Origin of the sequence: Streptomyces cyaneofuscatus, assembly GCF_000718135.1 — a bacterium.
Classification (GTDB): domain Bacteria; phylum Actinomycetota; class Actinomycetes; order Streptomycetales; family Streptomycetaceae; genus Streptomyces; species Streptomyces cyaneofuscatus.
Genome location: NZ_JOEM01000008.1, coordinates 63808 through 88289 on the forward strand (window position 1 = coordinate 63808; position 24482 = coordinate 88289).

26 protein-coding genes are annotated in these 24482 nt (G+C 72.0%); 11 read left to right on the top strand and 15 right to left on the bottom strand.

Annotated features, from left to right (window positions below; genetic code table 11):
• Positions 1 to 134 precede the first annotated feature (134 nt).
• The 4 genes from IF17_RS0114940 to IF17_RS0114955 all read left to right on the top strand — a co-directional run bounded on the left by IF17_RS0114940 (position 135) and on the right by IF17_RS0114955 (position 4458).
• Entirely contained in the window at positions 135 to 896 is a 762-nt protein-coding gene (locus IF17_RS0114940; protein WP_030566030.1) for a DeoR/GlpR family DNA-binding transcription regulator, read from the top strand.
• Complete coding sequence (pfkB, locus tag IF17_RS0114945) at positions 893 to 1840, top strand: 1-phosphofructokinase (protein ID WP_030566033.1); 948 nt, start codon at positions 893 to 895, stop codon at positions 1838 to 1840. The genes IF17_RS0114940 and pfkB overlap by 4 nt, the downstream gene beginning before the upstream one ends.
• 82 nt (positions 1841 to 1922) lie before the next feature.
• Positions 1923 to 3929, top strand: a complete 2007-nt coding sequence (locus IF17_RS0114950) for a PTS fructose transporter subunit IIABC (RefSeq protein ID WP_030566035.1) — start codon at positions 1923 to 1925, stop codon at positions 3927 to 3929.
• 91 nt (positions 3930 to 4020) lie between these two features.
• Positions 4021 to 4458 (top strand): protein-tyrosine phosphatase family protein, encoded by a 438-nt coding sequence (locus IF17_RS0114955; RefSeq protein ID WP_030566037.1) that lies wholly within the window; start codon positions 4021 to 4023, stop codon positions 4456 to 4458.
• A gap of 20 nt (positions 4459 to 4478) precedes the next feature.
• Here the strand turns inward: IF17_RS0114955 and lepB are convergent, their stop codons facing one another.
• The 3 genes from lepB to IF17_RS0114970 all read right to left on the bottom strand — a co-directional run bounded on the left by lepB (position 4479) and on the right by IF17_RS0114970 (position 6236).
• The gene (gene lepB / locus IF17_RS0114960; RefSeq protein ID WP_030566039.1) at positions 4479 to 5168 is read right to left on the bottom strand and encodes a signal peptidase I; all 690 of its coding nucleotides are present in this window, start codon (positions 5166 to 5168) and stop codon (positions 4479 to 4481) included.
• 133 nt (positions 5169 to 5301) lie between these two features.
• Positions 5302 to 5613, bottom strand: coding sequence for a hypothetical protein (locus IF17_RS0114965; RefSeq protein ID WP_018515128.1), 312 nt, complete (start codon positions 5611 to 5613; stop codon positions 5302 to 5304).
• Positions 5614 to 5726: 113 nt separating this feature from the next.
• Positions 5727 to 6236, bottom strand: a complete 510-nt coding sequence (locus IF17_RS0114970; RefSeq protein WP_030566041.1) for a mycothiol transferase — start codon at positions 6234 to 6236, stop codon at positions 5727 to 5729.
• A gap of 73 nt (positions 6237 to 6309) precedes the next feature.
• On the opposite strand from IF17_RS0114970, the gene IF17_RS0114975 reads away from it, so the two are divergent.
• Positions 6310 to 6675 (top strand): iron chaperone, encoded by a 366-nt coding sequence (locus IF17_RS0114975; protein WP_030566043.1) that lies wholly within the window; start codon positions 6310 to 6312, stop codon positions 6673 to 6675.
• A 7-nt stretch (positions 6676 to 6682) separates the two neighbouring features.
• Here the strand turns inward: IF17_RS0114975 and IF17_RS0114980 are convergent, their stop codons facing one another.
• From IF17_RS0114980 to IF17_RS0115010, 7 genes are all read right to left on the bottom strand, one after another.
• The gene (locus IF17_RS0114980) at positions 6683 to 7678 is read right to left on the bottom strand and encodes an alpha/beta fold hydrolase (RefSeq protein ID WP_030566045.1); all 996 of its coding nucleotides are present in this window, start codon (positions 7676 to 7678) and stop codon (positions 6683 to 6685) included.
• A gap of 155 nt (positions 7679 to 7833) precedes the next feature.
• Positions 7834 to 8067, bottom strand: coding sequence for a hypothetical protein (locus IF17_RS0114985; protein ID WP_030566047.1), 234 nt, complete (start codon positions 8065 to 8067; stop codon positions 7834 to 7836).
• Positions 8068 to 8073: 6 nt separating this feature from the next.
• Positions 8074 to 8742, bottom strand: coding sequence for a TNT domain-containing protein (locus tag IF17_RS0114990; RefSeq protein ID WP_030566049.1), 669 nt, complete (start codon positions 8740 to 8742; stop codon positions 8074 to 8076).
• A 197-nt stretch (positions 8743 to 8939) separates the two neighbouring features.
• Positions 8940 to 9455 (bottom strand): lytic polysaccharide monooxygenase auxiliary activity family 9 protein, encoded by a 516-nt coding sequence (locus IF17_RS0114995; protein ID WP_030566051.1) that lies wholly within the window; start codon positions 9453 to 9455, stop codon positions 8940 to 8942.
• Between the two features lie 287 nt (positions 9456 to 9742).
• Complete coding sequence (locus IF17_RS0115000; RefSeq protein ID WP_030566053.1) at positions 9743 to 10447, bottom strand: DUF4230 domain-containing protein; 705 nt, start codon at positions 10445 to 10447, stop codon at positions 9743 to 9745.
• A gap of 102 nt (positions 10448 to 10549) precedes the next feature.
• Positions 10550 to 11338, bottom strand: coding sequence for a DUF4389 domain-containing protein (locus tag IF17_RS0115005; RefSeq protein WP_030566055.1), 789 nt, complete (start codon positions 11336 to 11338; stop codon positions 10550 to 10552).
• Positions 11339 to 11520: 182 nt separating this feature from the next.
• Positions 11521 to 12240, bottom strand: a complete 720-nt coding sequence (locus IF17_RS0115010) for a VanZ family protein (RefSeq protein WP_030566057.1) — start codon at positions 12238 to 12240, stop codon at positions 11521 to 11523.
• Between the two features lie 146 nt (positions 12241 to 12386).
• Here IF17_RS0115010 and IF17_RS0115015 point away from each other — a divergent pair, with 146 nt between their 5' ends.
• Both IF17_RS0115015 and IF17_RS0115020 read left to right on the top strand, forming a co-directional pair.
• Positions 12387 to 12887, top strand: a complete 501-nt coding sequence (locus IF17_RS0115015) for a tetratricopeptide repeat protein (RefSeq protein WP_030566058.1) — start codon at positions 12387 to 12389, stop codon at positions 12885 to 12887.
• Between the two features lie 196 nt (positions 12888 to 13083).
• The gene (locus IF17_RS0115020; protein ID WP_030566060.1) at positions 13084 to 13719 is read left to right on the top strand and encodes a YoaK family protein; all 636 of its coding nucleotides are present in this window, start codon (positions 13084 to 13086) and stop codon (positions 13717 to 13719) included.
• 224 nt (positions 13720 to 13943) lie between these two features.
• On the opposite strand, the gene IF17_RS0115025 is transcribed toward IF17_RS0115020, so the two are convergent.
• The 3 genes from IF17_RS0115025 to IF17_RS0115035 all read right to left on the bottom strand — a co-directional run bounded on the left by IF17_RS0115025 (position 13944) and on the right by IF17_RS0115035 (position 15452).
• Positions 13944 to 14204: a type B 50S ribosomal protein L31 gene (locus tag IF17_RS0115025; RefSeq protein ID WP_030566062.1), complete on the bottom strand. Its 261-nt coding sequence runs from the start codon at positions 14202 to 14204 to the stop codon at positions 13944 to 13946.
• 106 nt (positions 14205 to 14310) lie between these two features.
• Positions 14311 to 14475 (bottom strand): 50S ribosomal protein L33, encoded by a 165-nt coding sequence (gene rpmG / locus IF17_RS0115030; protein WP_030566064.1) that lies wholly within the window; start codon positions 14473 to 14475, stop codon positions 14311 to 14313.
• 128 nt (positions 14476 to 14603) lie between these two features.
• Positions 14604 to 15452: an aminoglycoside phosphotransferase gene (locus IF17_RS0115035; RefSeq protein ID WP_030566066.1), complete on the bottom strand. Its 849-nt coding sequence runs from the start codon at positions 15450 to 15452 to the stop codon at positions 14604 to 14606.
• A 272-nt stretch (positions 15453 to 15724) separates the two neighbouring features.
• Between IF17_RS0115035 and IF17_RS0115040 the strand changes: the two genes are divergently transcribed.
• Positions 15725 to 17149 (top strand): PP2C family protein-serine/threonine phosphatase, encoded by a 1425-nt coding sequence (locus IF17_RS0115040; RefSeq protein WP_030566068.1) that lies wholly within the window; start codon positions 15725 to 15727, stop codon positions 17147 to 17149.
• 93 nt (positions 17150 to 17242) lie between these two features.
• Here the strand turns inward: IF17_RS0115040 and IF17_RS0115045 are convergent, their stop codons facing one another.
• Positions 17243 to 18739 carry a DNA-binding protein NsdB gene (locus IF17_RS0115045; RefSeq protein ID WP_030566071.1) on the bottom strand — a complete coding sequence of 499 codons (1497 nt, stop codon included), beginning with the start codon at positions 18737 to 18739 and terminating at the stop codon, positions 17243 to 17245.
• 230 nt (positions 18740 to 18969) lie between these two features.
• Here IF17_RS0115045 and IF17_RS0115050 point away from each other — a divergent pair, with 230 nt between their 5' ends.
• The 3 genes from IF17_RS0115050 (at position 18970) to IF17_RS0115060 (ending at position 23769) form a co-directional block, all read left to right on the top strand.
• Complete coding sequence (locus tag IF17_RS0115050; RefSeq protein ID WP_030566073.1) at positions 18970 to 20106, top strand: aminoglycoside phosphotransferase family protein; 1137 nt, start codon at positions 18970 to 18972, stop codon at positions 20104 to 20106.
• 506 nt (positions 20107 to 20612) lie between these two features.
• Complete coding sequence (locus IF17_RS0115055; RefSeq protein WP_030566075.1) at positions 20613 to 21326, top strand: transglycosylase SLT domain-containing protein; 714 nt, start codon at positions 20613 to 20615, stop codon at positions 21324 to 21326.
• Positions 21327 to 21555: 229 nt separating this feature from the next.
• Positions 21556 to 23769: a terpene synthase family protein gene (locus IF17_RS0115060; RefSeq protein WP_030566077.1), complete on the top strand. Its 2214-nt coding sequence runs from the start codon at positions 21556 to 21558 to the stop codon at positions 23767 to 23769.
• A 148-nt stretch (positions 23770 to 23917) separates the two neighbouring features.
• On the opposite strand, the gene IF17_RS0115065 is transcribed toward IF17_RS0115060, so the two are convergent.
• Positions 23918 to 24418 carry a hypothetical protein gene (locus IF17_RS0115065; protein WP_030566079.1) on the bottom strand — a complete coding sequence of 167 codons (501 nt, stop codon included), beginning with the start codon at positions 24416 to 24418 and terminating at the stop codon, positions 23918 to 23920.
• Between the last annotated feature and the right edge of the window lie 64 nt (positions 24419 to 24482).

The following is a 24482-nucleotide window of genomic DNA, read 5'->3' on the forward strand; positions in this document are numbered from 1 at the left end:
GCTGTGCGTCCGTCGGTGCGCACCTCGCGCCCACCCATGCCCACTTCTCGCCCGAATGTGTTTACTTTCCCGAACCTCGGACGTAACCTGAGCGCGAAACCACAGACTCGGGCATGAAACGGATACGAAACCACATGTACGCACCGGAGCGTCAGCAGGAGATCCTCCGCCTCGCCCAGGAGAGCGGCCGGGTCGACGTGCTCTCCCTGGCCGAGGAGTTCCAGGTGACCGCCGAGACCGTCCGGCGGGATCTCAAGGCGCTGGACCGGGCGGGACTGCTGCGCCGGGTGCACGGCGGTGCCATCCCGGTCGGGCGGCTCGACTTCGAGCCCGACCTCGCCGAGCGCGATGCCGTGGCCGCCGACGAGAAGGACCGCATCGCGCAGGCGGCGCTCGCCGAGCTGCCGGCGGACGGCAACGTGATCATCGACGCCGGGACCACGACGGCCCGGCTCGCCGCGGCCGTCCCCGTCGACGCCGCACTGACCGTGGTGACGCACGCCCTGCCGGTCGCCGCCCGCCTCGCCGACCACCCGGGCATCGCGCTGCACCTGGTCGGCGGGCGGGTCCGGCACCGGACGCGGGCGGCGGTCGACGCCTGGGCGCTCGGCGCGTACGCCGAGATCAGCGCCGATGTCGTCTTCCTCGCCACCAACGGCTTCTCGCCCGACAGCGGCCTCACCACCCCCGACCTCGCCGAGGCCGCCGTGAAGCGCGCGGTGGTCAAGGCCGCCCGCCGGGTCGTCCTGCTCGCCGACTCGGGCAAGTTCGGGCAGCGGCACTTCGCCCGCTTCGGTGACCTCACCGACGTGGACCTCCTCATCACCGACACGGGCCTCAGCCCCGACGACGCCCGCTCCATCGAGAGCCGGGGCACGGAAGTAGTACGCGCATGATCCTCACCGTCACCCCCAACCCCAGCCTGGACCGGACCTACGAGCTGCCGGACCTGGTCCGCGGCACCGTCCTGCGGGCCACGGCCGACCGCGTCGACCCGGGCGGCAAGGGCGTCAACGTCTCCCGCGCGGTCGCGGCGGCCGGCCACCGCACCGTCGCCGTCGCCCCGATGGGCGGGCCGGAGGGCGCGCTGCTCGCCCGGCTGCTCGGCAAGCACGGCATCGAGGCCGCCGGGGTCCCGGTCACCGGCTCCACCCGGATCAACGTCACGCTCGTCGAACCCGACGGCACCCTCACCAAGATCAACGCCACCGGGCCCGAGCTCAGCGCCGCCGAGGCGGAGGACGTCCTGGAGGCGGTCCGCGCGCGTTCCGCGTCCGCCGACTGGATCGCCTGCTGCGGAAGCCTGCCGCGCGGACTGCCGCCGCAGTGGTACGCGGAGCTGGTCGCGCGGAGCCACCGGGCCGGGGCGCGGATCGCGCTGGACACCTCCGGTGCGGCGCTGACCGCCGCGCTGCGGGAGGGGCCCGACGTGATCAAGCCCAACGCCCAGGAGCTCGCCGAGGCCGTCGGCCGTCCGCTCGCCACGGTGGGCGACGCGCTCAAGGCGGCCGAGGAACTGCGTGAGCGGGGGGCCGGGGCGGTGCTGGCCAGTCTGGGGGCCGACGGGCAGCTGCTGGCCGAGGCGTCGGGGGCGTACTTCGCGACGGCCCGCGTGGCGACCGTACGCAGCAACGTCGGCGCCGGGGACGCCTCCCTCGCCGGCTTCCTGACGGCGGGCGGCCAGGGGCCCGGGGCCCTCGTCTCGGCCGTCGCCCATGGGGCGGCGGCGGTGCAGCTGGCCGGGAGCCTCATGCCCACCCCGGCCGACCTCGACCCCTCGGCGGTCGCGCTGAGCACCGACGTCCCCGTGGACCGCCCGCTGACGGAGCCCGCCCCATGACCCCCGCACTCCCCCGTACGAGCCCGACGCCTTCCATCCCCCCGAGCCGCCGCCCGGCGGTCCCCGAGCAAGGAGCACCGCGATGAGTGAGCTGATCACCGCGGAACTGGTCGACCTCGATCTGTCCGCCATGACGAAGGACGCCGCCGCGAGGTCGCTCGCCGAGCGGATGGTGGCCGCGCACCGCGTCACCGACCTCGAGGGCTTCCTCGCCGATGTCGCCGCCCGCGAGGCGCAGATGCCGACGGGCCTCGACGGCGGGATCGGCATCCCGCACTGCCGGAGCGAGCATGTGAGCGCCCCGACGCTGGCCTTCGGGCGCAGCGCCCGGGGCATCGACTTCGGCGCGGCCGACGGCCCGGCGGACCTCGTCTTCCTCATCGCCGCTCCGGCCGGGGCGGACGACGACCATCTGACGATCCTGTCGGGTCTTGCCCGCAGGCTGATGGACCCGGAGTTCACCGCCGCCCTGCGCGCCGGGGACGACCCGGCCGCCGTCGCGGCACTGATCCGGGGCGAGGAGCCGGCGCCCGAGCCCGAAGCCACGACGCCGATAGCGTCGGCCGAAGAGGCCGCTCCCGCCGAGGACGACGCCCCCTTCCGGATCGTCGCCGTCACCTCCTGCCCCACCGGCATCGCCCACACCTACATGGCCGCCGAGTCCCTGACGGCGGCCGGGCTCGCCGAGGGCGTCGAGGTGACGGTGGAGACCCAGGGGTCGGCCGGCTTCAGCAAGCTGGACCCCGCCGTCATCGCCCGGGCCGACGCGGTCATCTGGGCGCATGACGTCGAGGTGCGGGAGAAGGCCCGCTTCCGGGGCAAGCCGCTCGTGGACGTCGGGGTGAAGGCGGGCATCAACCGGCCCGCCGAGCTGATCGCGGAGGCCCGCCGCAAGGCGGAGAGCGGTGAGATCGCCGCCGTACCGCAGGGCGGGGACGGGCCGGCGGACGGTGCGGACGGCGGATCGGGTGCGGACAGTGCCCACTTCGGGGTCCGGCTGCGTACGTATCTGATGTCCGGCGTGAGCTACATGGTGCCGTTCGTCGCGGCGGGCGGTCTGCTGATCGCCCTGTCGTTCGCCATCGGCGGCTACGAGATCGCGGACGCCAAGTCGGTCGCCGACCACTTCGTCTGGGGCCAGGCGGACAGCTGGGCCGCGCTGCTCAACCAGATCGGCTCCGCCGCCTTCGGCTTCCTGGTGCCGGTGCTCGCCGGGTACATCGCGTACGGGATGGCCGACCGGCCCGCGCTGGTGCCCGGCTTCGTCGGCGGGGCGATCGCGCTCACCGTCGACGCCGGGTTCCTCGGCGGTCTGGTCGCGGGTCTGCTGGCCGGTGCGGTGGTGATGGCCATCCAGCGGGTCCCGGTCCATGCCACGCTGCGCGGGATCATGCCGGTACTGGTGATCCCGCTGATCGCGTCGGCGGTCGTCGGGTTCCTGATGTTCATCGTGGTCGGCAAGCCGATCGCCGCGCTGCAGAGCGCCCTCACGGACTGGCTCAACGGCCTGTCCGGCTCCAACGCCGTCATCCTCGGTGTCGTCCTCGGCCTGATGATGTGCTTCGACATGGGCGGCCCGCTGAACAAGGTCGCGTACGCGTTCGCGGTCGGCGGTCTCGCCGATCCGACCGACGGCAGCCTCAAGGTGATGGCGGCGGTCATGGCGGCCGGTATGGTCCCGCCGCTGGCGATGGCGCTCGCCACCACCGTACGGAAGAAGCTGTTCACGAAGACCGAGCGGGAGAACGGGCGGGCGGCCTGGGTGCTGGGCGCCTCGTTCATCACCGAGGGCGCGATCCCGTTCGCCGCCGCCGACCCGCTGCGGGTGATCCCGTCGGTGATGGCGGGCGGCGCGGTCACCGGTGCGCTGTCGATGGCCTTCGGGTGCACCCTGCGCGCTCCGCACGGCGGGATCTTCGTCGTCCCGCTGATCGGTGAACCGTTCCTGTACCTGCTGGCGATCGCCGCCGGAACCCTCGTGGCGACCGCGCTGGTCGTCCTGCTCAAGGGCGCCCGCCGGACGGTCCCGGTGCTCGCCGACGAGGCGGGGGCCACGGCCGCCGACGCCCGGGTGGGTGCGACCGCCTGACCCGTCGCGCTCATGGAATGTGGCACAAGATCTCTGATCTTGTGCCACATTCCATGCTCCCGGCCCGCTTCCCGCCGCTAGATTCGACGGCATGACCGACAGCTGGGACGCGGCCGACCGGGCCGTACTGACACTGCCCTCCGGGCGCCTGATACGCGGCCGTGGGCTGCGCAACCCCCTGCCCGACGGGCCCGAGCCGGAGTTCGCCGTATATCTGCTGGGGCGTACGCCTCCCGAGGCCGGCTGGGAGTCGCGGTGGCTGCGGTGGCCGGACTTCCGGCTTCCGGCCGACCCGCACCAGGCCCGGGAGCTGCTGGAGGAGGTGTGGCGGCGGGCCCCCGGCGAGCGGGTGGAGGTCGCCTGCGGGGGCGGGATGGGGCGGACCGGGACGGCGCTGGCCTGCCTGGCCGTGCTGGACGGGGTCCCCGCCGCTGAGGCGGTGGCGTTCGTCCGCCGCGGGTATCACGCGCGCGCGGTGGAGACCCCGTGGCAGCGGCGCTACGTACGCAGGTTCGGCCGGCCCGGGTAGCCCCGGACAGGTCCCCGCCGTCAGTCCGTGGAGAAGGTGGCGGGGACGGGCAAGGTGTCCCAGCGGCCGGCCGGCCAGGCGACGACGACGGCCCGGCCGACGACCTCGTCGACCGGGACCATGCCCTTGTTGCGGTCGTCGCTGTGGTAGCGGGAGTCCGCCGACGCCTGGCGGTGGTCACCCATCACCCAGAGCTTGCCCGGCGGGACGGTGACCTTGAAGGTGCCCTTGTCGTCGTTGCTGCACGGGGTGTTCCCGGGGAACACATAGGGCTCGTCCAGGGCCTTGCCGTTGACCTTCACCGGTCCGTCGCCCACACACTCCACGGTGTCACCGGCGACGCCGATCACCCGCTTGATGAGGTCCTTCTCCTCGGCGGACGGCATCACGCCGATGAAACTCAGCACCTTCTGCACGCTGTTGGGCGGGTCGACGGCCACGTCGTCGAGCCAGCCGTCCGGGTCGTGGAAGACGACCACCTCGCCCCGTTCCGGCTCGGATCCGAACCACGGGGTCAGCTTGTCGACGAGGACCCGGTCGCCCTTCTGCAGGGTGTTCTGCATGGACTCCGACGGGATGGAGAAGGCCTGGACGAGGAAGGTCTTGATGAGCAGGGCCAGGATCAGGGCGATCCCGACGAGGAGCGGGAGCTCCACCCAGAACGGCCGGTTTCGTCTCGTCCCCGCCCGCCGTGCACCCGCACGCACCATTACGCCGCTCCTCGCCCCGTGTCCCGCTCACCCGCCCCGGTGGGGAACGGATCTTGTCGGGTCACTCTATGGGGCGTGGCGGACGCGGCGGGTCGCGCCTCCGGGCCCGGGGCCGGGAGGCGGGGGCGGAACGTTAGGAGGCGGGGGCGGGCGGTGCGGCGGGGGCGGTGCCGTCCGGCGGGACCGTGGCCCCGTCACCGGCGCGCACGGCTTCGACGACGCTCTGGTGGAAGGCCCGGCTCTCCTCCTCGGAGGCGCACGGCACGGGGCTGCCCGTCAGGGTGAACCAGTCGGACGAGCCGCTGTACTGCACGGCCACCGACGCCTGGCCGTCGGACCACGTCGTGTGCACCGTGAGGTCTCCGCTCAGGATGCCGGCTTCTTCGGTGCGGACTCCGCCTGTTCCCGCGAAGACACCGCTGGTCGTCCACGATGCCCAGCTCATGACATGTCGCCTTTCGGACGATGACAAGCCTCTGCGGCGGACTGCTTTTCGAGTATGGCACCGCTGCCTGGAGGGTGCACGGGTTGCGGAGGTGCTTCCTCCGCAACCCCGTCTCACGTGCGTTCCCGTACGCCCCGGACGAATGCGGCCTGGCCCGCGTGCTGGAGGTCCTCGGCGATGACGCTGATCAGCCGGACGCCCAGGGTGACCGGGGGTGACCAGGCCTCGTCGACGATGCGGTCGAGGGCGCGGCCGTCCAGTCCGCGGACGAACCCGAGGGTCTGTTCGTGGACGGCGTCGTAGTAGCCGAGGAGCAGGTCGGCGGAGTCGACGCGGACCGCGGCGACCTCGTCGCTGCTGTGCCCGTATCCGGTGGCCTCCTCGTCGAAGGGGAGCCCGAAGCGCTCGGCCCAGCCCTTGGTGAGCCAGACCTGGCCGGTGCCCGCGGCGTCGGCGATGTGGTCGTCCTGGACCCGGGTGAGGTGCCAGATCAGCCAGGAGATCGAGTTGGCTCCGTCGTCGATCCTGGCATTGAGGTCGTCGGCCGAGAGCCCTTCGGCCGCCGCGTGGACCGCTTCCGCGACCCGGTCGAACGCCTCGGCCAGCATGTTCGCACTGTTCATCCGTTCACCTTCGCCTCCTGGCCCGCGCGAACCACGCTCCGACACACGCCCGCCGCCCGCTTAGGATCGGCTCATGGTGCAGAGCAGCGCGGAAGACGTCGACCAGTACCTCGCCGAGCTCCCGGAGGCCCGCCGGGGCGCGCTCACCGAGCTGCGTGCGCTGTGCCGCGCGGAGCTGACGGGGTTCCGGGAGGTGATGGCGTACGGCATGCCCGTCTACCAGCGGGACGGGACCGGCGAGGTCGCCTTCGCCAGCCAGAAGCAGTACGTCTCGGTCTATCTCCTGCGCACCGATGTCCGGGAAGCGTTCGCGGACCGGCTGGCCGGCCACGACATGGGCAAGGGGTGCCTCCGCTTCCGTACGCCGGAGAAGATCGACTTCACACTCGTACGGGATCTGCTGCGGGCGACGGCGGCGACCCCCGGCCCCGCCTGCTGAGTACGCCCTACCGCAGCCCGTCCAGCCATTGCGTCAGCAGCCGGTTGACCTCATCGGGGCGCTCCTGCTGGATCCAGTGGCCGCAGCCTTCGAGGATGTGCGCGACGGACAGGCCGGGGAGGGTTGCCGGGTAGGCGTCGATGGCGTCGGCCATCCACGTGGTGGAGGCGTCGAGGGCGCCGCCGATGAAGAGGGAGGGCTGGGTGATGGGCGCTCCGTGCCAGGCGGCGAGGTCCTCCCAGTCCCGGCCGACGTTGCGGTAGCGGTTGAGGGCGCCGGTGAGGCCTGAGCGTTCGAACTCCCCGCTGTAGACGTCGAGGTCGGCCTCGGTGAGCCAGGCGGGCAGCGGGCCGGTGGGGAACCGGTCGGCGAGGTGCGCTCCCGGGGGTACGAAGAAGAGCTTGCCGTGCTCCTCGGGGGTGAGGGCTCCGCCGGTCAGCCCGGTGTAGAAGCCGGTGAGCCAGCCGCGTACATCCCGTTCGATCTCCGCCTCGGCCCGGCCGGGGGTCTGGAAGTAGCTGACGTAGAACTCCTCGTCCCCGCCGATCCGGGCGAAGCCGTCGGTGGGACGGTTCCCACCGCGGGGCGCGTAGGGGACGCTGAGCAGGCCCACGGCGGTGAAGACGTCCGGCCGCAGCAGGGCGCTGTTCGCCGCGATGGGCGAGCCCCAGTCGTGGCCGATGACGGTGGCGGTCTCCTCGCCGAGGGCGTGGACGACGGCGGTGTTGTCGGCGACGTGGGCGAGCATCCGGTACGCGTCGGTGGCGGCGGGCTTGGCGGAACGCCCGTACCCGCGTACGTCGATGGCGGCGGCCCGGTATCCGGCGGCGGCGAGCGCGGGGAGCTGGTGGCGCCAGGAGTACCAGGACTCGGGGAAGCCGTGGACGAGGAGGACGAGGGGGCCGGTGCCCTGCTCGACCAGGTGGATGCGGCCGCCGGGGGTGTCCACCAGGCGGTGGACCGCGCCGGGCGGGGTGGCGGGGTCCGTCGGGGGCTGCGGCACGGTTCCTCCTCGGGCGCCCCGGGGGTGCGGGGCGGTCGTGACAGGGCGGTCGGGCGGCCGGGCCGGAGTCCGGCCGCCCGGTCACGATCATTCGGGGGCGTCCGCCGCCCGCACAAGGATCTTTGCCGTAACGGCAAAGGGGGCGCGAGGCGCGGTCAGACGAGCAGCCGCAGCAGGTGCGCGCAGGCGGTGGCCTCGTCCGGGTGGCGGGCGAGGATCTCGTCCCGGCCGCGTTCGTACGCTCCGGTCTCCCAGCCGCCGTCCGCCGCCCGTCGGACGAAGAGGAAGTCGGGCGGGGTGGGGACCGGCTCGTGGACGCCTTCGATCCGGTAGTAGCCGCCGGGGATCGAGGCCTCCATGAGTGCGGCGTGCAACGCCTGGCGGTTCATGAGGTGTTACGCGGCCGAGGTGAGGTAGCCGTGGTCCAGCAGCCACTTCACGTTGAGCCGCTGCCCCTCGCCCGGGTTCAGGAAGACCGGGTCGAGCTTGATCTGCTGGCCGCCGCCGGGCTGCTCGAACCACGGGGCGATGCTGCCCTGCCAGACCCAGAAGGGCTTGGCCACCTTGTAGACGCGGTAGTCGCAGGGGGTCGCCGCCTCCCGGGTGTTGAGGTTCTGCGGGGGCAGGGCGCGCTCGGCGTAGGCGTCACCGGCCGGGGCCAGGTAGCCGCCGTACTCCGAGCCGAAGCGGTCCAGGCGCTGGCCGGGGCGGAGCTTGGCGGGCTCCTTGTCGATCTCGCCGTTGACCTCGCCGAAGCCGTCGTTGGGCGGGTACTTCCAGCTTCCGGTGTCCGCGGGCCCCTCCCAGTACTTCTTGAGGAAGGCCTGCGGGGAGAGGTCGCCGGTGCGCTGGTAGCCCTTCAGCAGCGGGCCGACCGGGGCGAGGCGGTTGTTCGGCAGCCACTTCGGGCCGAGCCGGGCGTCGCCGCGGTATTCGCCGGTGCAGGGTTCGTGCCGCTCGGCGGCGGCCGGGGCGTCCGGCTGCGGGGCTGCGTTGGCGGCGGGGGCGGTGATCAGTCCGGCGGTGATGCCGAGCGCGGCAAGTACGGTACGCATGCGGTTCATTCAGGGGTCCCCTCGAGCACTGATGATCAATCAGACAGCTGACGAAGGGTAACCGCTCGGCTACCTGGAGCATCGGCGCCATGCCGCTTTCCGGCCAGGACGGACCGTGCTGCCGGTCCTTGCGGGGACAGCGCCGCGCCCCGGCCGGGTGGAGCTGGAGCCCGGCCGGGGCGCGTGGGGGGGGACAGGGCCTGCCGCTAGCTGACGTTGACGTCGATGCAGGCGTAGAAGGCGTTGACGGTGTCCGCGATGTTCCAGACCGCGAGCACCTTCTGCTGACCGGTCTTGTTGCCGAAGTCGACCTGATGGGTGACGGTGGCGCCGGGCTGCGCGCCGCCGTCGTCGAACTCGGCGATCTTCTCGCCGCCGACGAAGTACTGCCAGGTGCTGGTCGAGTGGCGGGCGGTGAGCTTCCACTCGAACTGCTGCGAGCGGTTCACCGGGGTGACCGCCCAGCCCTTGGAGTCGTCGTCGAGCTCGGCGAATCCGCTGTTGCCGCCGCTGCAGCTGGTGAGGCCCTTGGGGCCCTCGACGCTCTGCGGTTCGTAGCTGATCGAGCCGCAGCTGACCGTACCGGCGGCGCACTGGGCCTGCCTGCTGGGCGGGTTGGAGATGTAGCCGTGGGCGTTGGCGGAGCTCGCCGGGAGGCTCAGGGCGAGGACCGGGGCGAGAACGGCGCCGACGGCGAGTGCGGTCTTCCTCTTCGTGTGCATGGTTCTCCTTCACTTGAGACCGCACCGCGCGGTGGCGGGCCGTGGGGGGCCCGGCTTCGGCGGCGAGGCCTCGCGAGTGTGGGGCCTACGAGGCGCGAAGGGCTGCAAGTCCCTTGCCGGACAGGCCTGATGACCGGTGCCGGAAAGGCCTTGCACTTGGCCTAGACCATACTCACCGTCGCGGACGCGTCAAGGGAGCGGTACGAGTGGCTGTACAAGGGGCGGGTGGGACGGCGACCGGGCGCGGGCCGTGACGGTCGGTCACCGCGTCGGGTCGCCGGAGCGCATCAGCCCTGGTCGTCGCCGTAGCGGACGGTGACGCGCTCGAAGCCGAGGGAGCCGAGCAGCCCCTTCAGCATGTCCGCTGTGTTCTTCTCGGCGCGGGCGGTCAGTCCGCTCTCCTTCGCCGCCTCCCCGATGTGCCGGACGGCCAGCTGGTTGACCGCCTGCTCGCTGCTCGGGTTGTCGGAGAAGAGGTCGCCGAGCCGGTCCAGGATTCCGCGCTGCTTGGAGACGGCGTAGGAGCGGTCCGGGTCCAGGGCCGGCTTGCCCAGCACCGCGTGCGGCAGCCGGATCTCGGCGGTGGTGCGGTCCTCGTTGATGACGACCCCGTCCTCGGTGACCTTCCCGAGGTCGACGGAGGCGCCGACGGTGCCCGCGCCGACGAACAGGGTGCGGGTGCCGCGTACCGCGTCGGGCAGGAACTTGGCGTCCTTCTCCAGGTCGACGACGACCTGGAAGTTGCCCGAGGCCGCCTCGTACGCGCTCATGTCCTGGATCGACTTGAGGACCGCGGGGCCGGACCGGTCGTGGGTCTCCTCGCCGAAGAGGCTGTCGAGGCCCGGCAGCAGGCTGAGCTTGCCGGCGGCGAAGATCAGGGCCAGGACGGCGGCGCAGACGCCGACGGCCTTCAGCAGGCCCCGCCCGGGACGGGGCGTGGGCGTCTTCCCGCTCTGCGGGGCGGTATCCGTGGTTGCGTCGCTGGACGTCATGGACTGCATGTGACCCCCAGGCGCGTTTTCAACCCATCTCCCGTGCGGAATCAGCCAGTTCGGGTAGACGGATGCAGACGACGGACCTCAGGCCTTGATCCCCTAGGGGCGGCCGGTCAGCTCCGTGGTGTCGTCGGAGGTCGTCGTGGTGGTCACCGATGTGGTGACATTGCCGGCGAGGCCAAGCACCAGGAAGAGCACCACGAGCCACTTCCCGGCGCTGCTCATGACCAGCGGCCGGGTGGCGGAGCGGGAGTGTTCCGCTGCCACGGCGAGGTCGTCGTCGCCGAAGAGGCCCTTGGGGTAGGCCGGGGTGAGCATCATGGCGTACGCGGAGAACCGCATCCGGTAGCGCAGGGTGGCCGCGGTCGCCTCGAACAGGGGGCGCGGCATCCGTCCGAGGACCAGCGTGATGACCCACCAGACGAAGCACAGGGCCCACCAGCCGTAGACGGCGAGGCTCTGCACGATCGCCGCCGGGATCATCAGGAAGATCCGGAAAAGGACGGCGAGCCGGTTGAGGGTGGTGGGCCGTACGTCGATCTGGACCGGATAGTCCGGCGGCGGGGTCAGGGCAAAGGGCGGGTAGCGGTCGATCAGCAGCATCTGACTGGCCGACACGCGCATGTCGTACCCGAGGAACCGGGCGAGGAAGCGGAAGACGGGATCGGGCAGCCGTCCCAGCACCAGAGCGGCGAACCAGCCCACGATGACGGTGAAGAAGGCCGCGATGTGCAGGAAGAACAGCACGATGAAATGGGGAATCAGGAGCAGCAGCCGGAAGAAGACGGTCAGCCGGCGCTGGCGGCCGGGCTCGATGATGTCGAGGACGGGCCGGAACTCGTCGGCGTCGGTCTCCTTGCGGCCCGGGCTCCACCGGCCGTCGGCCATGTCGCTCCTCCTCGGCAGGGGGTCCGTGCGGCAGCCGCGCGCAGGACATGCCCCCACGCTGCGGCCGCGCGGGACGGCCCGCAAACGGCCGCGGCCCGAACGGGTGGAGCGGGCAGGGGCACAGGCAGCCCATGCCCGTGCCCTACCTGTACCCCTCTGCCTGTGCCTGTGCCCCGCTACGGTCAGCGCCTGCGGAGGCGGTCCAGCAGGGCGCGGCCGGAGCCGGGCTGTCCGACGCCGGCGGTGGGACGGCCGCTCGAACCCCTGGCCTTCGGCAGGCGCGTGGAGCCGGTCCGCGCCCCGGTCTCGACCGGCTCCTTCGCCTTGGTCGTGCCCCGGGCAGGCGTCCCGGCCTTCGTCGTGCCGGTCTTCGTCGTCCCCGTCTTCGTCTTGGTCCGGTAGGGCGTCTTCCTCTCCGCGGCCTTCGGCTCCGCCTCCGGCTCGACCGCCTCGGCCCGCGGAGTGTGCGCGTGCGCGTGGTAGCTGTGGCTGATCCGGCGGCCCAGCAGGAAGTAGCCGAGCAGGGCGCCCGACGTGTTGAGGATGACGTCGTCGATGTCGAAGGCGCGGCCGGTGACCAGGGCACCCTGGACCAGTTCCACGAGGACCATGACGGCGGCGGTCAGCAGCGTCATGCTGATCATCCGCAGGCGGCGCGGCACGAGGAACGGGAGCAGCAGTCCGAAGGGCACACCGAGCAGCACATTGCCGCCGGCCTGCTTGCACGCGGCGAGGAACGTGTAGTCCTCGGCGTACTGGCGCAGCGATCGGCCCGGCCGGAGATTCGACGTGACGATGTCCTCGGAGGCCGGCGAGGGGGTGAGTGTCACCTTTGCCAGGAGGATGGAGAACGCCACCAGCCCCAGCAGCACCACGGTCAGGACGGTCACCCTCAGCAGCACGCGTGCCCATGTCCCCTGTCGCGTACGGGGTTTCGTCTCTGCAGTCATGGCGGACAGATGCCCCCGCCGGGGCGGAAAACACCCGGGTGGGCGTCCGGGCCTGAAAATCGCCCGGCCGCCCGGTGCCGCCTGCGACGATGGACCTCATGAGCGCACGTGAGAAGAAGGACCTGCTGGCCGAGACCGACCGGCTGCGTGAGGAGGGCCGGGCCGGGGAGGCGCGCGAGCGGCTGCTCGCCCTGACCGCCGAGTTCCCCGACGACGCGGAGGTGGCCTACCGGACCGCGTGGGTCCACGACGTCCTGGGCCTGGAGACCGAGGCGGTGGCGTACTACGAGCGCAGCGTGGCGGGAACGGGGCTCGGCGCGGAGGACCGGCGGGGGGCGCTGCTGGGCCTCGGCAGTACCTATCGGGTGCTGGGGCGGTACGGGCAGGCCGTGGAGACGCTGCGCCGGGGCGTCGAGGAGTTCCCGGACGACGGGGCGCTCCAGACGTTCCTGGCGATGGCGCTGTTCAACACGGAGGAGCACCACGAGGCGATGCAACTGCTGCTGCGGGTGGTGGCGTCGACCAGTGAGGACCGGCACGTCCAGCAGTACCGGCCGGCCATCGAGCACTACGCCAAGGACCTCCACGAGACGATGTGACCGGTGCTCCGGCCCACCCCAACCGGAGCACCGGGGGCAGGCGCCGGGCAACGGCGCGCCGCGTCCAGCGCGGCGCGCGGCACCGGAGCGCGTGCGTACCGAGAATGCTCGCGTGCACTCCCCTCCCCCGCCCCCGTCCCCCTCTTCCCTCGCGTCATGGGCCGACGTCCCCTCCCGGCGCGGCGCGTGGGCGCTGCTGCTCCTGTCCGCGGCCTCCGGGGCGGCGGACGCGTTCGCCTTCCTCTGCGTGGGCCAGGTCTTCGCGGGGGTGATGACCGGGAATCTGGTCCTGCTGGGTGGTTCGGCGGCCGGGGCGGGCGAGGACGGTGTGGCGCTGCGAGTGGTCACCGCATTGGCTGCGTACGCGTGCGGGGTGGCGGCCGGGACGCTGATGGCCGGGCTCCCCCTGGGTCTGACGCTGCTGGCCGAGTCGGTCCTGCTCGGGGTGGCGGCCGCGCTGTGGGGGTTCGGGCTGGTCGCGTCGTACGGTGACCGGCTCGGACTGCTGGCCCTCGTGTCGCTGGCGATGGGCGTCCAGGGGCGGGTCCGGGTGACGCCGACGAACTATTTCACCGGGACCCTCACCTCGCTCGCCGGCCGTGCGGCGGCGCGCCGGCTGGAGCCGGGGGACGGCTGGGTGCTGGGCCGGCTGGGGGCGGTGGTGGCCGGGGCGGCCCTCGCGGCGCTGACGGAGCGGTGGTGGAGCCCCGGGGCCGCGGTGGGGGCGGCGGTCCTGGTGGCGGGGGCGGCGGTTCTCGAGACCGGGTGGCGCGGGGGCCGGAACACGGGGAAGCCCCGGCCGGATCGGGGGAATCCAGCCGGGGCGGCTTGAGTGCGGGCGTGAAGGGCGGTCGCCTCTCGGCGAGGGGCTCCAGGGGGCTTCGGCTGTGCGAACTTCCCCCATGGGCTGTGGTGAGGCCCGGGGACACTGTCCCCCTCACACCCACGTATAGATGAACGATAAACCATCTCGGACTGTTCCCGGGAACCCGCCCCCGTGGATGTGATCCACGGCACGGAATCCCCGGTTCCGTCGTCGGCCGGGGCCGGCGACGGTCAGCTCCGGGACGCCTCGTCGGTGCCGTAACGGCGCTGGAACCGCTCCACGCGGCCGGCCGTGTCGAGCACCTGACGGCCCCCGGTGTAGAACGGATGGCTCGCGGACGAGGTCTCCACGTCGATGACGGGGTAGGTGTTGCCGTCCTCCCAGGTCACGCGCGCGCCGGAGTCGGCGGTCGAGCGGGTCAGGAAGGCGACGTCCGCCGCACGGTCGCGGAAGACCACGGGGCGGGAGACGGGGTGGATGCGGGACTTCATGGATGCGTTCCTTGCTCGCCGATGGTGTCGGCTGTGACAGGTGCGGTGGCGGTGACAGGTGCGGTGGCGGTGGCGGTGGCGTACGGGTCTCCTCCGCGCGATCCGGTCAGCGGGCTTCGCGGAAGAGGACGTGCTGCCCGGCGGCGGCGTCGAACTTGCGCAGTTCCAGCCGGTCGGGGGTGTTGCGGCGGTTCTTGCGGGTCACGTAGCTGCTCCCCGTTCCGGCGGTGGACCGGAGGGTCACGACGGGCCTGAGGTCGTTGCGTGCCATGGGCGCCTCCCGTGGTGCTCGACGACTCCACTCCCGTAACGGGAATGGGATTCGTTTTCGTTCTGATGGGGTAACGCAGCCCACCCCGTCGGCATTCCCGGGCCGGATCGCCCTGTTTCCAGCAGTCCTCAGGGCCGCGCCGGGCCCTTGTACGCTCCGTGCTCCACGGCCTCCGTGGCCGCAAGGAAGCGAGCCGCCTCCTTCTCCCCGGCGCGCCAGGACGGGCCGACCAGCCCGCTCCGTGCGACGAGCCGGAAGATCAGGGCTCGGATCAGCATCTGGCGCCAGCGGGGGTCGCCTCCCCCGCCGACGAGGAGGCCGGGGGCGGGCTCGTACCAGAGCAGGCCGTCGCCGATGATCACGGCCTCCGCGTAGAGGGGTGGCCGCCAGTAGGGGGAGAAGTCGATGACGACGGGGTCCTGACCCGGCGCGAAGAGCACATTGCCGGTGAGATCGCCGTGGACGATCTGCGCCGTCGCCTCCACGGGCCGCCGCAGGGACAGCAGGCGCGCGAAGGGCCCGGCGAGCTCCGGGACCACGACGGCTTCCTCCTCACCCCAGGCGACCCGGTCGGCCACCGCCCACGGGTGGGTCCGGCGGTCGAGGAAGGCGGGGCGGGGCAGCTCGCGCAGGGCGGCGTGGAAGGCACGGCCGGTGGCGACGACCCCGGGCCACCGCCTGCTGGGGCCGGGGCGGCCGTCGGTGAACTCGGCGGCCGTCCAGCCCTCGACCACGGCGTCCCCTCCGGCCGACCGCAGCGGCCGCGGCACACGGAAGCCGGCACCCCGGGGCAGCCGCTCGAAGACGGACGCGGCCCACTCCGACTCACCCTCGGTTCCCTCCGCGGGTTTCAGGACGGCCCCGCCGACCCGCACGCTGCGCCCCTGCCCGCCGGTCAGCGGCTCGGGGATGCCGCGCACACCGAAGGCGTCGAGGACGGACCGCGGGGGAAGGATGGCACTCGGCTGCTCGGGCATGCGAGGCATCCTGCCGGGCGGCCCGGCCGCGCGCACGCGCATTCCCCCTCAGCCCGTTCACCGCGTCCGCCTATGCCACGGGGAAGGGCCAACACCCCTCAACCGTACGCCCGTTCGGAGGCTCGCCCGCCCCGTGCAGCCGGTGGCATATGCCAGAAGCAACAACGCATCGAGTGTGGTCGAATCCCTTACGGGCCGCCGCAGCCTGTGCGACAGTCGAGAGCGGCCGCCCCCTGAGACCCGGCCGCACCGCGCCTGTATCGGAGTACGAGATGCCGTCCCATCTGTTCGCGGACCGCCCCGCACCACAGCCCCCCGCGCATGATGCCGTCGACGCCTTGATCCACCGTGCGCGCCGACTGCGCGGAGATGTGGAAGCCGTGGGGCGGAACACGGCGGTGAGCGACGAGGACGACCCCCAGGCACGCTGGCAGCGCGCCCTGTGCGACCTGGCCGTCCAGCATCTCGACAACCTCGACCAGCATCTGGGTCAGCTCAAGGCAGGCCCGCCGGGCCGGCGTTCGGCGGACCAGGACGACAGCGTGAGCGCGGACGGCGCATCGGCGGGCTCCTCGGCGAACCGGGTGGGCAGCGCCGAATGGAACCTCCTCACCGACGAGGTCAGCTGGTCGGAGGAGTTGTACGAGATCTTCGGCCGGCCTCCCGGTTCACCTCCCCTCTCCCTGGACGACCTGCCGTCCGTGCTGTTCCCCGACGACCAGCCGAAGCTGACCTCCATGGTGACGGGCTGCCTGGTGGACGGGCAGCCGATGGACGGGGAGTTCCGGATCGTGCGCCCCGACGGCCAGGTGCGCACGCTGCACATGACGGGCGAACCGGTCCTCGACTCCGAGGGCTGCACCGCCTCCATGTGGGCCGTGCTCCGGGACATCGGCGAGCTGCGCCGCGGCGAGGAGACCGTCAGCCGGAACCAGGACTCGGCCCGGCGCGACGAGCCCGTCGAGCGCCCGCGGCACCGGACGGCCGTGGATGTCCAGGAGACCGTGCTGCCCCCGTGGCGCGGTTCGCTCCTCCTTCCGGCCGGGGGGCCCGGCGCCCTCGACATCGCCGCCCACCACCTCCCCTCCGCAGCCGGCGGCCTCATCGGCGGCGACTGGTACGACGCGATGGAGCTGCCGGACGGCCGGACCCTGCTGAGCGTCGGCGACCTGTCCGGGCACGGCCTTCCCGCCACCTCGGCCCTGGCCATGATGCTCGGCGCGCTGCGCGGCATGGCCGTCGCCGGTATCGAGCCGGGCGCCCTGATGGGCCACCTCGACCACCTCCTCGAAACATCGGTGCGGCCCGCCCTGGGCAGCGCGCTGTGCTGCCGCTTCGACCCGGCGACCGGCCTCCTCTCCTGGGCACAGGCGGGACACCCCGCGCCCCTGCTCTTCCGCGGCGGAACGGGGCGCCGACTGCCGCCCCCCGAGGGGGCGTTGCTCGGTGCCGCATCCCGGATCGCCTACGAGCAGGACGAGGTGCGTCTGCTCCCCGGCGACGTACTCGTGCTGCACACGGACGGCCTGACGCGGCGCAGCGACCGGGGTGCGGGCCCGGAGCGGCTGCTCGCCCTCGCCCCCCGGTTCGCCCAGGCCCGTGACGCACAGGAGTGCGTGCGGGGCATGGTCGAGGAGTTCGGCGGGACCGAGCGCCTGGACGACGCGTGTGTGCTGGTCGCCCGGATCGGGGCGTGAGGGAGCGCGGGACCGGTGTTCAGGACTGCCGGGGCGTCATGACGGTGGGCGCGCGCGGCGGTTACGGCCTCCGCCGGCGGGCACGTACGGGGATCAGGCCTGCGTACCCCTGGACTTGTGGGCGACCGGGCTCTGCGGCAACGAGAGCTCGATCTGCTCGCGGAGGTCCTGGATCTTGGCGTATCCCGCGAACTGACCGGTGAGGCGGTACATTTCGCGCAGCCGGTCCCAGGTGCGGTGCGAGGAAGTCTCCCCCATCGACACCAGGGCGAGCCGGGCGTACCGGTCGGCCTGTTCGGGATCGTTGGCGATGAAGAGGGCCGAGGCGAGCGAGATGTAGTCGAAGATCTTCGAGCGCTGCCGCCCGTTGACCCGCAGATCCAGGGCCTGTTTGGCGTGGCGCTGGGCGATCGACGCGGCGGCCGGGTCGTGCTCGGCCAGGGTGCGGAACGCCAGGGCCTGCATGCCGTGCAGGTCGGCCTCGTCGAACATCTGCATCCAGCTCGGCGCCGGTACGTCGCCCTTGTCCGAGACGAAGAGCTCCTCCGCCTCGCCGAGGGTGCGCCGCATGGCCTGACCCTTGCCCATCGCCGCCTGTGCCCAGGCCTCGATGGTGCGCAGCATCGCCTGCGTACGGGGCAGGGTCTCGTCGCCCGAGCCGGATTTCGCCAGCTTCATCAGGTCGAGGGCGTCGTCGGGGCGGCCCAGGTGGACCATCTGGCGTGCGGCGCGGGAGAGCGCCTCACCGGCGCGCGGCCGGTCGCCGCTCTCCCTGGCCGCGTGGGCGGCGATGACGAAGTACTTCTGGGCGGTGGGTTCGAGGCCGACGTCGTGGGACATCCACCCCGCGAGTACGGCGAGGTTGGCGGCGACGCCCCACAGGCGGCGCTGGAGATGGTCGGGGTGGCGGTAGGCGAGCATGCCGCCCACCTCGTTGAGCTGGCCCACGACGGCCTTGCGCTGGAGGCCGCCGCCACGGGAGGCGTCCCAGGCGCGGAACACCTCGACCGAGTGCTCCAGGGCCTCGATCTCCTCGGAGCCCACGGGCGCGGCCTCGTACCGGTCGAAACCGGCGGGGTCGGCGTGCTGGGGATCGTTGGCGCGTGGCGCGTCGGCCGCGGAAGCGGGGCTGCTGCGCAGCCAGTCGTACATGGGGCCGGCGATGGTTGAGCCGGCGGCGAGCGCGGCGCCCGCGCCCACCATGCCGCGTCGGTTGAGCATGAGGTCCATTCCCGTGAATTCGGTGAGGACCGCTGCCGTCCGTTCGGGCGCCCACGGCAGTTGATCGGGGTCGTGTTCCTTCCCCGCGTCACGCCGTTTCCCCACACGCCCGCGCCGGCCGAACCCGAGGTCCTCGATGGTCACGACACGGCCGAGCCGCTCGGTGAACAGGGCTGCCAGCACTTCGGGCACGGGATCACGGGGGGACTCCCCCATGTCGATCCAGCGCCTGACCCGCGAGGTGTCGGTGGCCAGCTGCGGGTGGCCCATGGCCGCCGCCTGCCGGTTCACCATTCTCGCGAGTTCGCCCTTGGACCAGCCGGCCAGGCCGAACAGGTCAGAAAGGCGGGTGTTGGGTTCTCCGGTCACGTCAAGCCCCCAGGTTCTCGGCTGACTTGACACTAACCCCCTGTCAGATGCGCTGTGACTATTCGCCAGGGTTCGCCAGGGTCCGCCAGATGGTCTGCCACCCGTGACCCGGTGTCAGGTAGGAAAGCGCCACCCCGCCCGGCAGCCCAGGTACTCCCCAGGGTGCCGAACGGCCGTCGGCCGGGTTGGCGCACGTAACTTGTCGGCGCACGAAGGGATCTGTCTCGCCCATGTACACAGCATCGTCCTCCGTGTCCGCCCCGCCCCGGCCGCTCCGTCCCATGGGGACGGGCGGCGGGCCGTATCTCGCCCCCCACGCCGGTGCGCCGGCGCAGGGTCTGGGCCGGACCCGGCGGGCGGCGGGACCGGGTGCCGGACCTCTCAGCGGACGCATCGACCTCTCCGGGCCGCAGGGCGCGCAGGTGCGGATGGCCATCGCCTCCGTGCAGCGCATCTGCCCCGAGTTCAACCCGGTCCAGGTGCTGCGGCGCAGCGGCCGTTCGGTCCTGATCGTGGGCACCACCGGGCGGGCCACCGCCGTGGCGAAGTGTTTACTGGACCACTCCCCCGCCTGGACCGAGCGGTTCCAGCACGAAATAGCGGCGTACCGCGCGTTCGTCCGGCACCGGCCCCCGGTTCGGGTGCCCCGGCTGATCGCGGCGGACCCGGAGAACTGCACGCTGGTGATCGAGCGGATGCCCGGCCGGGTGGCCGCGTTGACCCGACACCCGGCGGAGGCGCCGCCGCGGGCCGACATCCGTGCGGCGCTCGGTGCGATCGCCCGGGTGAACGCCTGGCGGCCGCCGCCCGGGCTGTTCGAGGCGCCGCTGGACTACGCCTCGCGCATCTCCCGCTACCACGAGCTCGGCCTGTTCACCGACCGTGACCTGGGTGACCTGCAGAAGCTGCTGCACGGTCTGGCCCAGGCGGGCGGCCGCCAGGGCATGGGCCAGTTCTGCCACGGGGACGCGCTGCTCTCCAACATCCTGCTGTCCCCGACCGGGCCGGTGCTGGTCGACTGGGAGCACGCGGGCTGGTATCTGCCGGGCTACGACCTGGCGACCCTGTGGGCGGTGCTCGGTGACGCCCCGGTGGCGCGACGCCAGATCAGCCAGCTGGCGCAGGCCAGGGGGCCGGCCGCGCGGGACGCGTTCCTGGTGAACCTGATGCTCGTCCTGACCCGGGAGATCCGTAACTACGAGACGGCCGTGCAGCGCACCATGCGCGAGGCGCCCCCCGCGGGCGCGGGCCAGGACCGGCCGGGGGCGCTCTCCTCGGGCGAGGAGCAGCGGCTGCTGCTGCGCAGGCTGCACGACGACTGCGCGATGGCGCGGCGGGCGGTGCGGGCGGCGGTCGGGACGCGCTGATCGCGCACGCGTGATCAGCGCTGCCGACGCGGCCGCGTGGGTCTTCGGGGGAAGGCGGGTGGGCCGCCTTCCCCCGAAGACCCACGACGAAGAAACCACTGTGTAAAGGGAGCGCGCTGCGCGACCGGTGCCGACACACCGGTCCCGCAGCGCGCTTTTCCGCGTTCCGCCCTGCGTGACAGGGCACTGACTCTGCGGCATCTCGATGCCCGCCCCGGGTGAGGCGCGCCACGAGACCCACGTCACCTACGAACCGCGATAGTGGGTGCGAGCCCTCCCCCACGGCGTCGCGAAACACCTGAAACGGGTATTCCCCTCATTCTACTACGAGGGGTAGTAAATAGGGTCATTGCCTCCTGTCCAGGTGGCCGTTAACCATGGATCCCGGCAAGCACCGAGACCGAGCCTGCGACGAGCGCCCCCGGCGGTCGGCAGCCGATCCCCCTCGGTCTCTGCTCACGCGGCCACCGGCCGCAGACCCCGTCCCCAAAAGGAAGAGCTCACGCATGCCCCGCACCATCCGCATCACCCGCTCCCACAAGCTCGCCACCGCCGTGCTCGTCGCGGCCGGTTCCGTCACGGCCATCGCCGCGACCGGCGGGCAGAGCGACGCACAGCCCGCCGCGGCCAGGACCTCCATCGCCGCGGAGAAGGTCGCCGGTGTCTCCACGGCGAAGGAAGCCGTGGCCAAGAAGGCCGCCCAGGAGACCGCCGCGAAGAAGGCCGCCGCCGACGCGGCCGCCGCGAAGAAGGCCGTGGCGGAGCGCAAGGCCACCGCGGAGAAGGCTGTGGCCGACCGTAAGGCCGAGGCGAAGAAGTCCGCCGAGAAGGCGCGCTCCGAGAAGCAGGCGGCCAACCGCTCCACCGAGCGCAAGGCCGTCGCCGCACCCAAGCAGTACAAGAACAACCTCGACGGCTGGATACGCGAGTCGCTCGACATCATGAAGAAGAAGAACATCCCCGGCTCCTACGAGGGGCTGCACCGCAACATCATGCGTGAGTCCAGCGGCAACCCGAACGCCATCAACGACTGGGACGTCAACGCGCAGAACGGCATTCCCTCCAAGGGCCTGCTCCAGGTGATCCAGCCGACCTTCGACGCCTACCACGTCAACGGCACCCCGAAGAAGCTCACCGACCCGGTCGCCAACATCACCGCCGCCGCCAACTACGCCGCGGACAAGTACGGCTCGATCGACAACGTCGACTCCGCGTACTGAGACCTGGCGTACGGAGACCTGGCGTACTGAGGCGCCGCGCTGAGGCCCGGCGTACCGAGTCGAGTCCGCCGACCGAGCGGACCGCCACCGAGCGGGCACAGATCAGACCGCGATTATCCGACTAATCGCCCTGGTGCGTGCCCCGGTTGGCCGAAGGGTAGAGCTGGCGCGGACACCACTACTGGTCCGCGCGCTCGCCGCGCGGAGGCTTCGGAAAGGCCTGACGCACATGGCACAGCCCTTCTCACTGCCGGACTTCTATGTTCCGTATCCGGCGCGGCTCAACCCTCATGTCGAGGCGGCACGGACGCACACGCGTCAGTGGGCGCGCTCCATGGGGATGCTGGAGGGATCCGGCATCTGGGAGGAGAAGGACCTGGAGGCGCACGACTACGCCCTGCTCTGCGCCTACACCCACCCCGACTGCTCGGCCGAGGCACTGTCCCTGGTCACCGACTGGTATGTCTGGGTCTTCTTCTTCGACGACCACTTCCTGGAGCTGTTCAAGCGCACCCCCGACCGTGAGGGCGCCAAGCGGTATCTGGACCGGCTGCCCGCCTTCATGCCGATGGAGCGCGGGGCCGCGACCCCCGAGCCGGAGAACCCCGTCGAGGCGGGCCTCGCCGATCTGTGGACGCGTACGGTCCCCGCGATGTCGGACGCCTGGCGGGCCCGGTTCGCTGAGTCGACGGAGAACCTGCTCAACGAGTCGATGTGGGAACTCTCCAACATCAACGAGGGCCGCATCGCCAACCCCGTCGAGTACATCGAGATGCGCCGCAAGGTCGGCGGCGCCCCCTGGTCGGCCGGGCTGGTGGAGTACGCGGCCGGCGCGGAGGTGCCCGCCCAGGTAGCCGACGCACGGCCCCTGCGCGTCCTGCGCGACGCCTTCTCCGACGGGGTGCACCTGCGCAACGACCTCTTCTCGTACCAGCGCGAGGTCGAGGACGAGGGCGAGAACAGCAACGGGGTCCTCGTCCTGGAGAAGTTCCTCGGCTGCTCCACACAGGAGGCCGCCGAGGCCGTCAACGACCTGCTGACCTCACGGCTCCAGCAGTTCGAGAACACCGTCCTCACCGAACTGGGCCCGCTCTGCGCGGAGAAGGGCCTCGACCCGGCGCAGACCGCGTCCGTCCTCGCGTACGTCAAGGGGCTCCAGGACTGGCAGTCCGGCGGCCACGAGTGGCACATGCGCTCCAGCCGGTACATGAACGGGGGCGGGGCCGGCGAGGCGGTGGCGGGCTTCGGCATGTCCGCCGCCTCGATCAAGTTCACGCTGCGTTCGGAGACGGCGCGGGCCCGCAGCCACAGCCATCTGCCGTACCAGCACGTGGGCCCCTCCCTGATCCCCGAGCTGAAGCTGCCGTTCGGGACGACGCTGAGCCCGCACCTGGAGGGTGCCCGGGTACGGCTCGTCGACTGGGCGCGCCGGATGGGCATCCTGGAGGCGCAGCCGGGGGTTCCGGGCTCGCACATCTGGGACGAGGAACGGATCATCGCGATCGACCTTCCCCTGTGCGCGGCGGGCATCCATCCGGACGCCTCACCGGAGGAGCTGGACATCTCCTCGGCATGGCTGGCCTGGGGTACGTACGGTGACGACTGGTTCCCCGTGGTGCACGGGCGGTCCAGGGACCTGGCGGGGGCGCGGCTGGCCAATGAGCGGCTCTCGCTCTTCATGCCGCTGGACGGTGAGGCCGTCCCGGAGCCGGTGAACGCGCTGGAGCGGTCGCTGGGCGACCTGTGGCGCAGGACCGCGGAACCCATGGACCTGAGCGCACGGCGCACCTTCCGGACCGCGATCGAGTCGATGACCGAGAGCTGGCTGTGGGAGCTGGCCAACCAGGCGCAGAACCGTATCCCTGATCCGGTCGACTACGTCGAGATGCGCAGGGACACCTTCGGCTCGAACCTGACGATGAGCTTGTGCCGGCTCGGGCACGGCAGGACGGTGCCGGAGGCGGTCTACCGCAGCGGCCCGATGCAGTCGCTGGAGAACGCCGCGGCGGACTACGCGTGCCTGCTGAACGACCTGTTCTCGTACCAGAAGGAGATCGAGTACGAGGGGGAGGTGCACAACGGCGTCCTGGTCGTGCAGAACTTCTTCGGGGTCGACTATCCGACGGGCGTGGCGATCGTGCACGACCTGATGAAGTCGCGACTGCGGCAGTTCCTGCATGTGGCGGAGGTCGAACTTCCTGTGCTGTACGACGACTTCGGCCTGGACGCCGAGGCGCGGGAGGTGCTGGCGGGCTATGTGCTGGAGCTCAAGCACTGGATCGCGGGCATCCTGATCTGGCACCGGGGCTGCCGCCGGTACCGCGAGGAGGACCTGCGGCGCGGGCACGGCGCTCCCTGGCACCTCGGCGGTCCTACGGGGCTCGGCACCTCGGCGGCGCAGGTGACACGGCTGATGGCCGAGCTGGCGGGCAGCAAGGTGTAGCCCCGCCGCCGCAGCATCCGGCCCCGGCCCGTCGCGTGAACCTCACGACGGGCCGGGGCCGGATGCGCTGAGGCCGGATGCACAGGGGCCCGGGCCGGATGCACACGATAGGCCTCCCGCATATGCGGGAGGCCTATGCAGTGACGTTTCAGCCCTGCTGGAACAGCTCTGCCGGAAGGGGCTTGAGGAGGGTGTACAGGTCGTCGGTGATGGGCCGGTCCCAGCTGGCGATGGTCACGAGCACTCCGTCGCTGCGGTCGAACTGGACGCAGGAGATCCGGCTCTCCGAGAGCTTCACCCGGCGGACGATCAGCAGGTTGTCGCCCTGCATCACGGGGACGTCCTCGCTGCTGACGACCTCGATCGGCTCGTCGTTCTCCAGGGCCAGCAGCAGCTGCGCGACCTCGAAGGGAACCTGGCCGTCCTCGGTCTCGCGGGCGGGCGAACCGGCCGGGAGATTACCGATGATCATGGCCGGGCCACGGCCGCCGTACAGGTCGTACCGGAGGAAGACGCCCTGACAGCTGCCGTCGGGGGCGGGGAGCAGACCGGCGCCGAGGTTGCCGGGCCAGTCCCCCGGGTCCATGGCCAGGACATCGAAGTCCGGGCCCGCGGGTGTTGCGGCGCTACGGCGGCGGAGGAAGGACATGCTGCCATGTTACGTGGCCCGGCTCACGTTGCGGAGCCGGGCCCGGGACGGAACACCGCCCCGC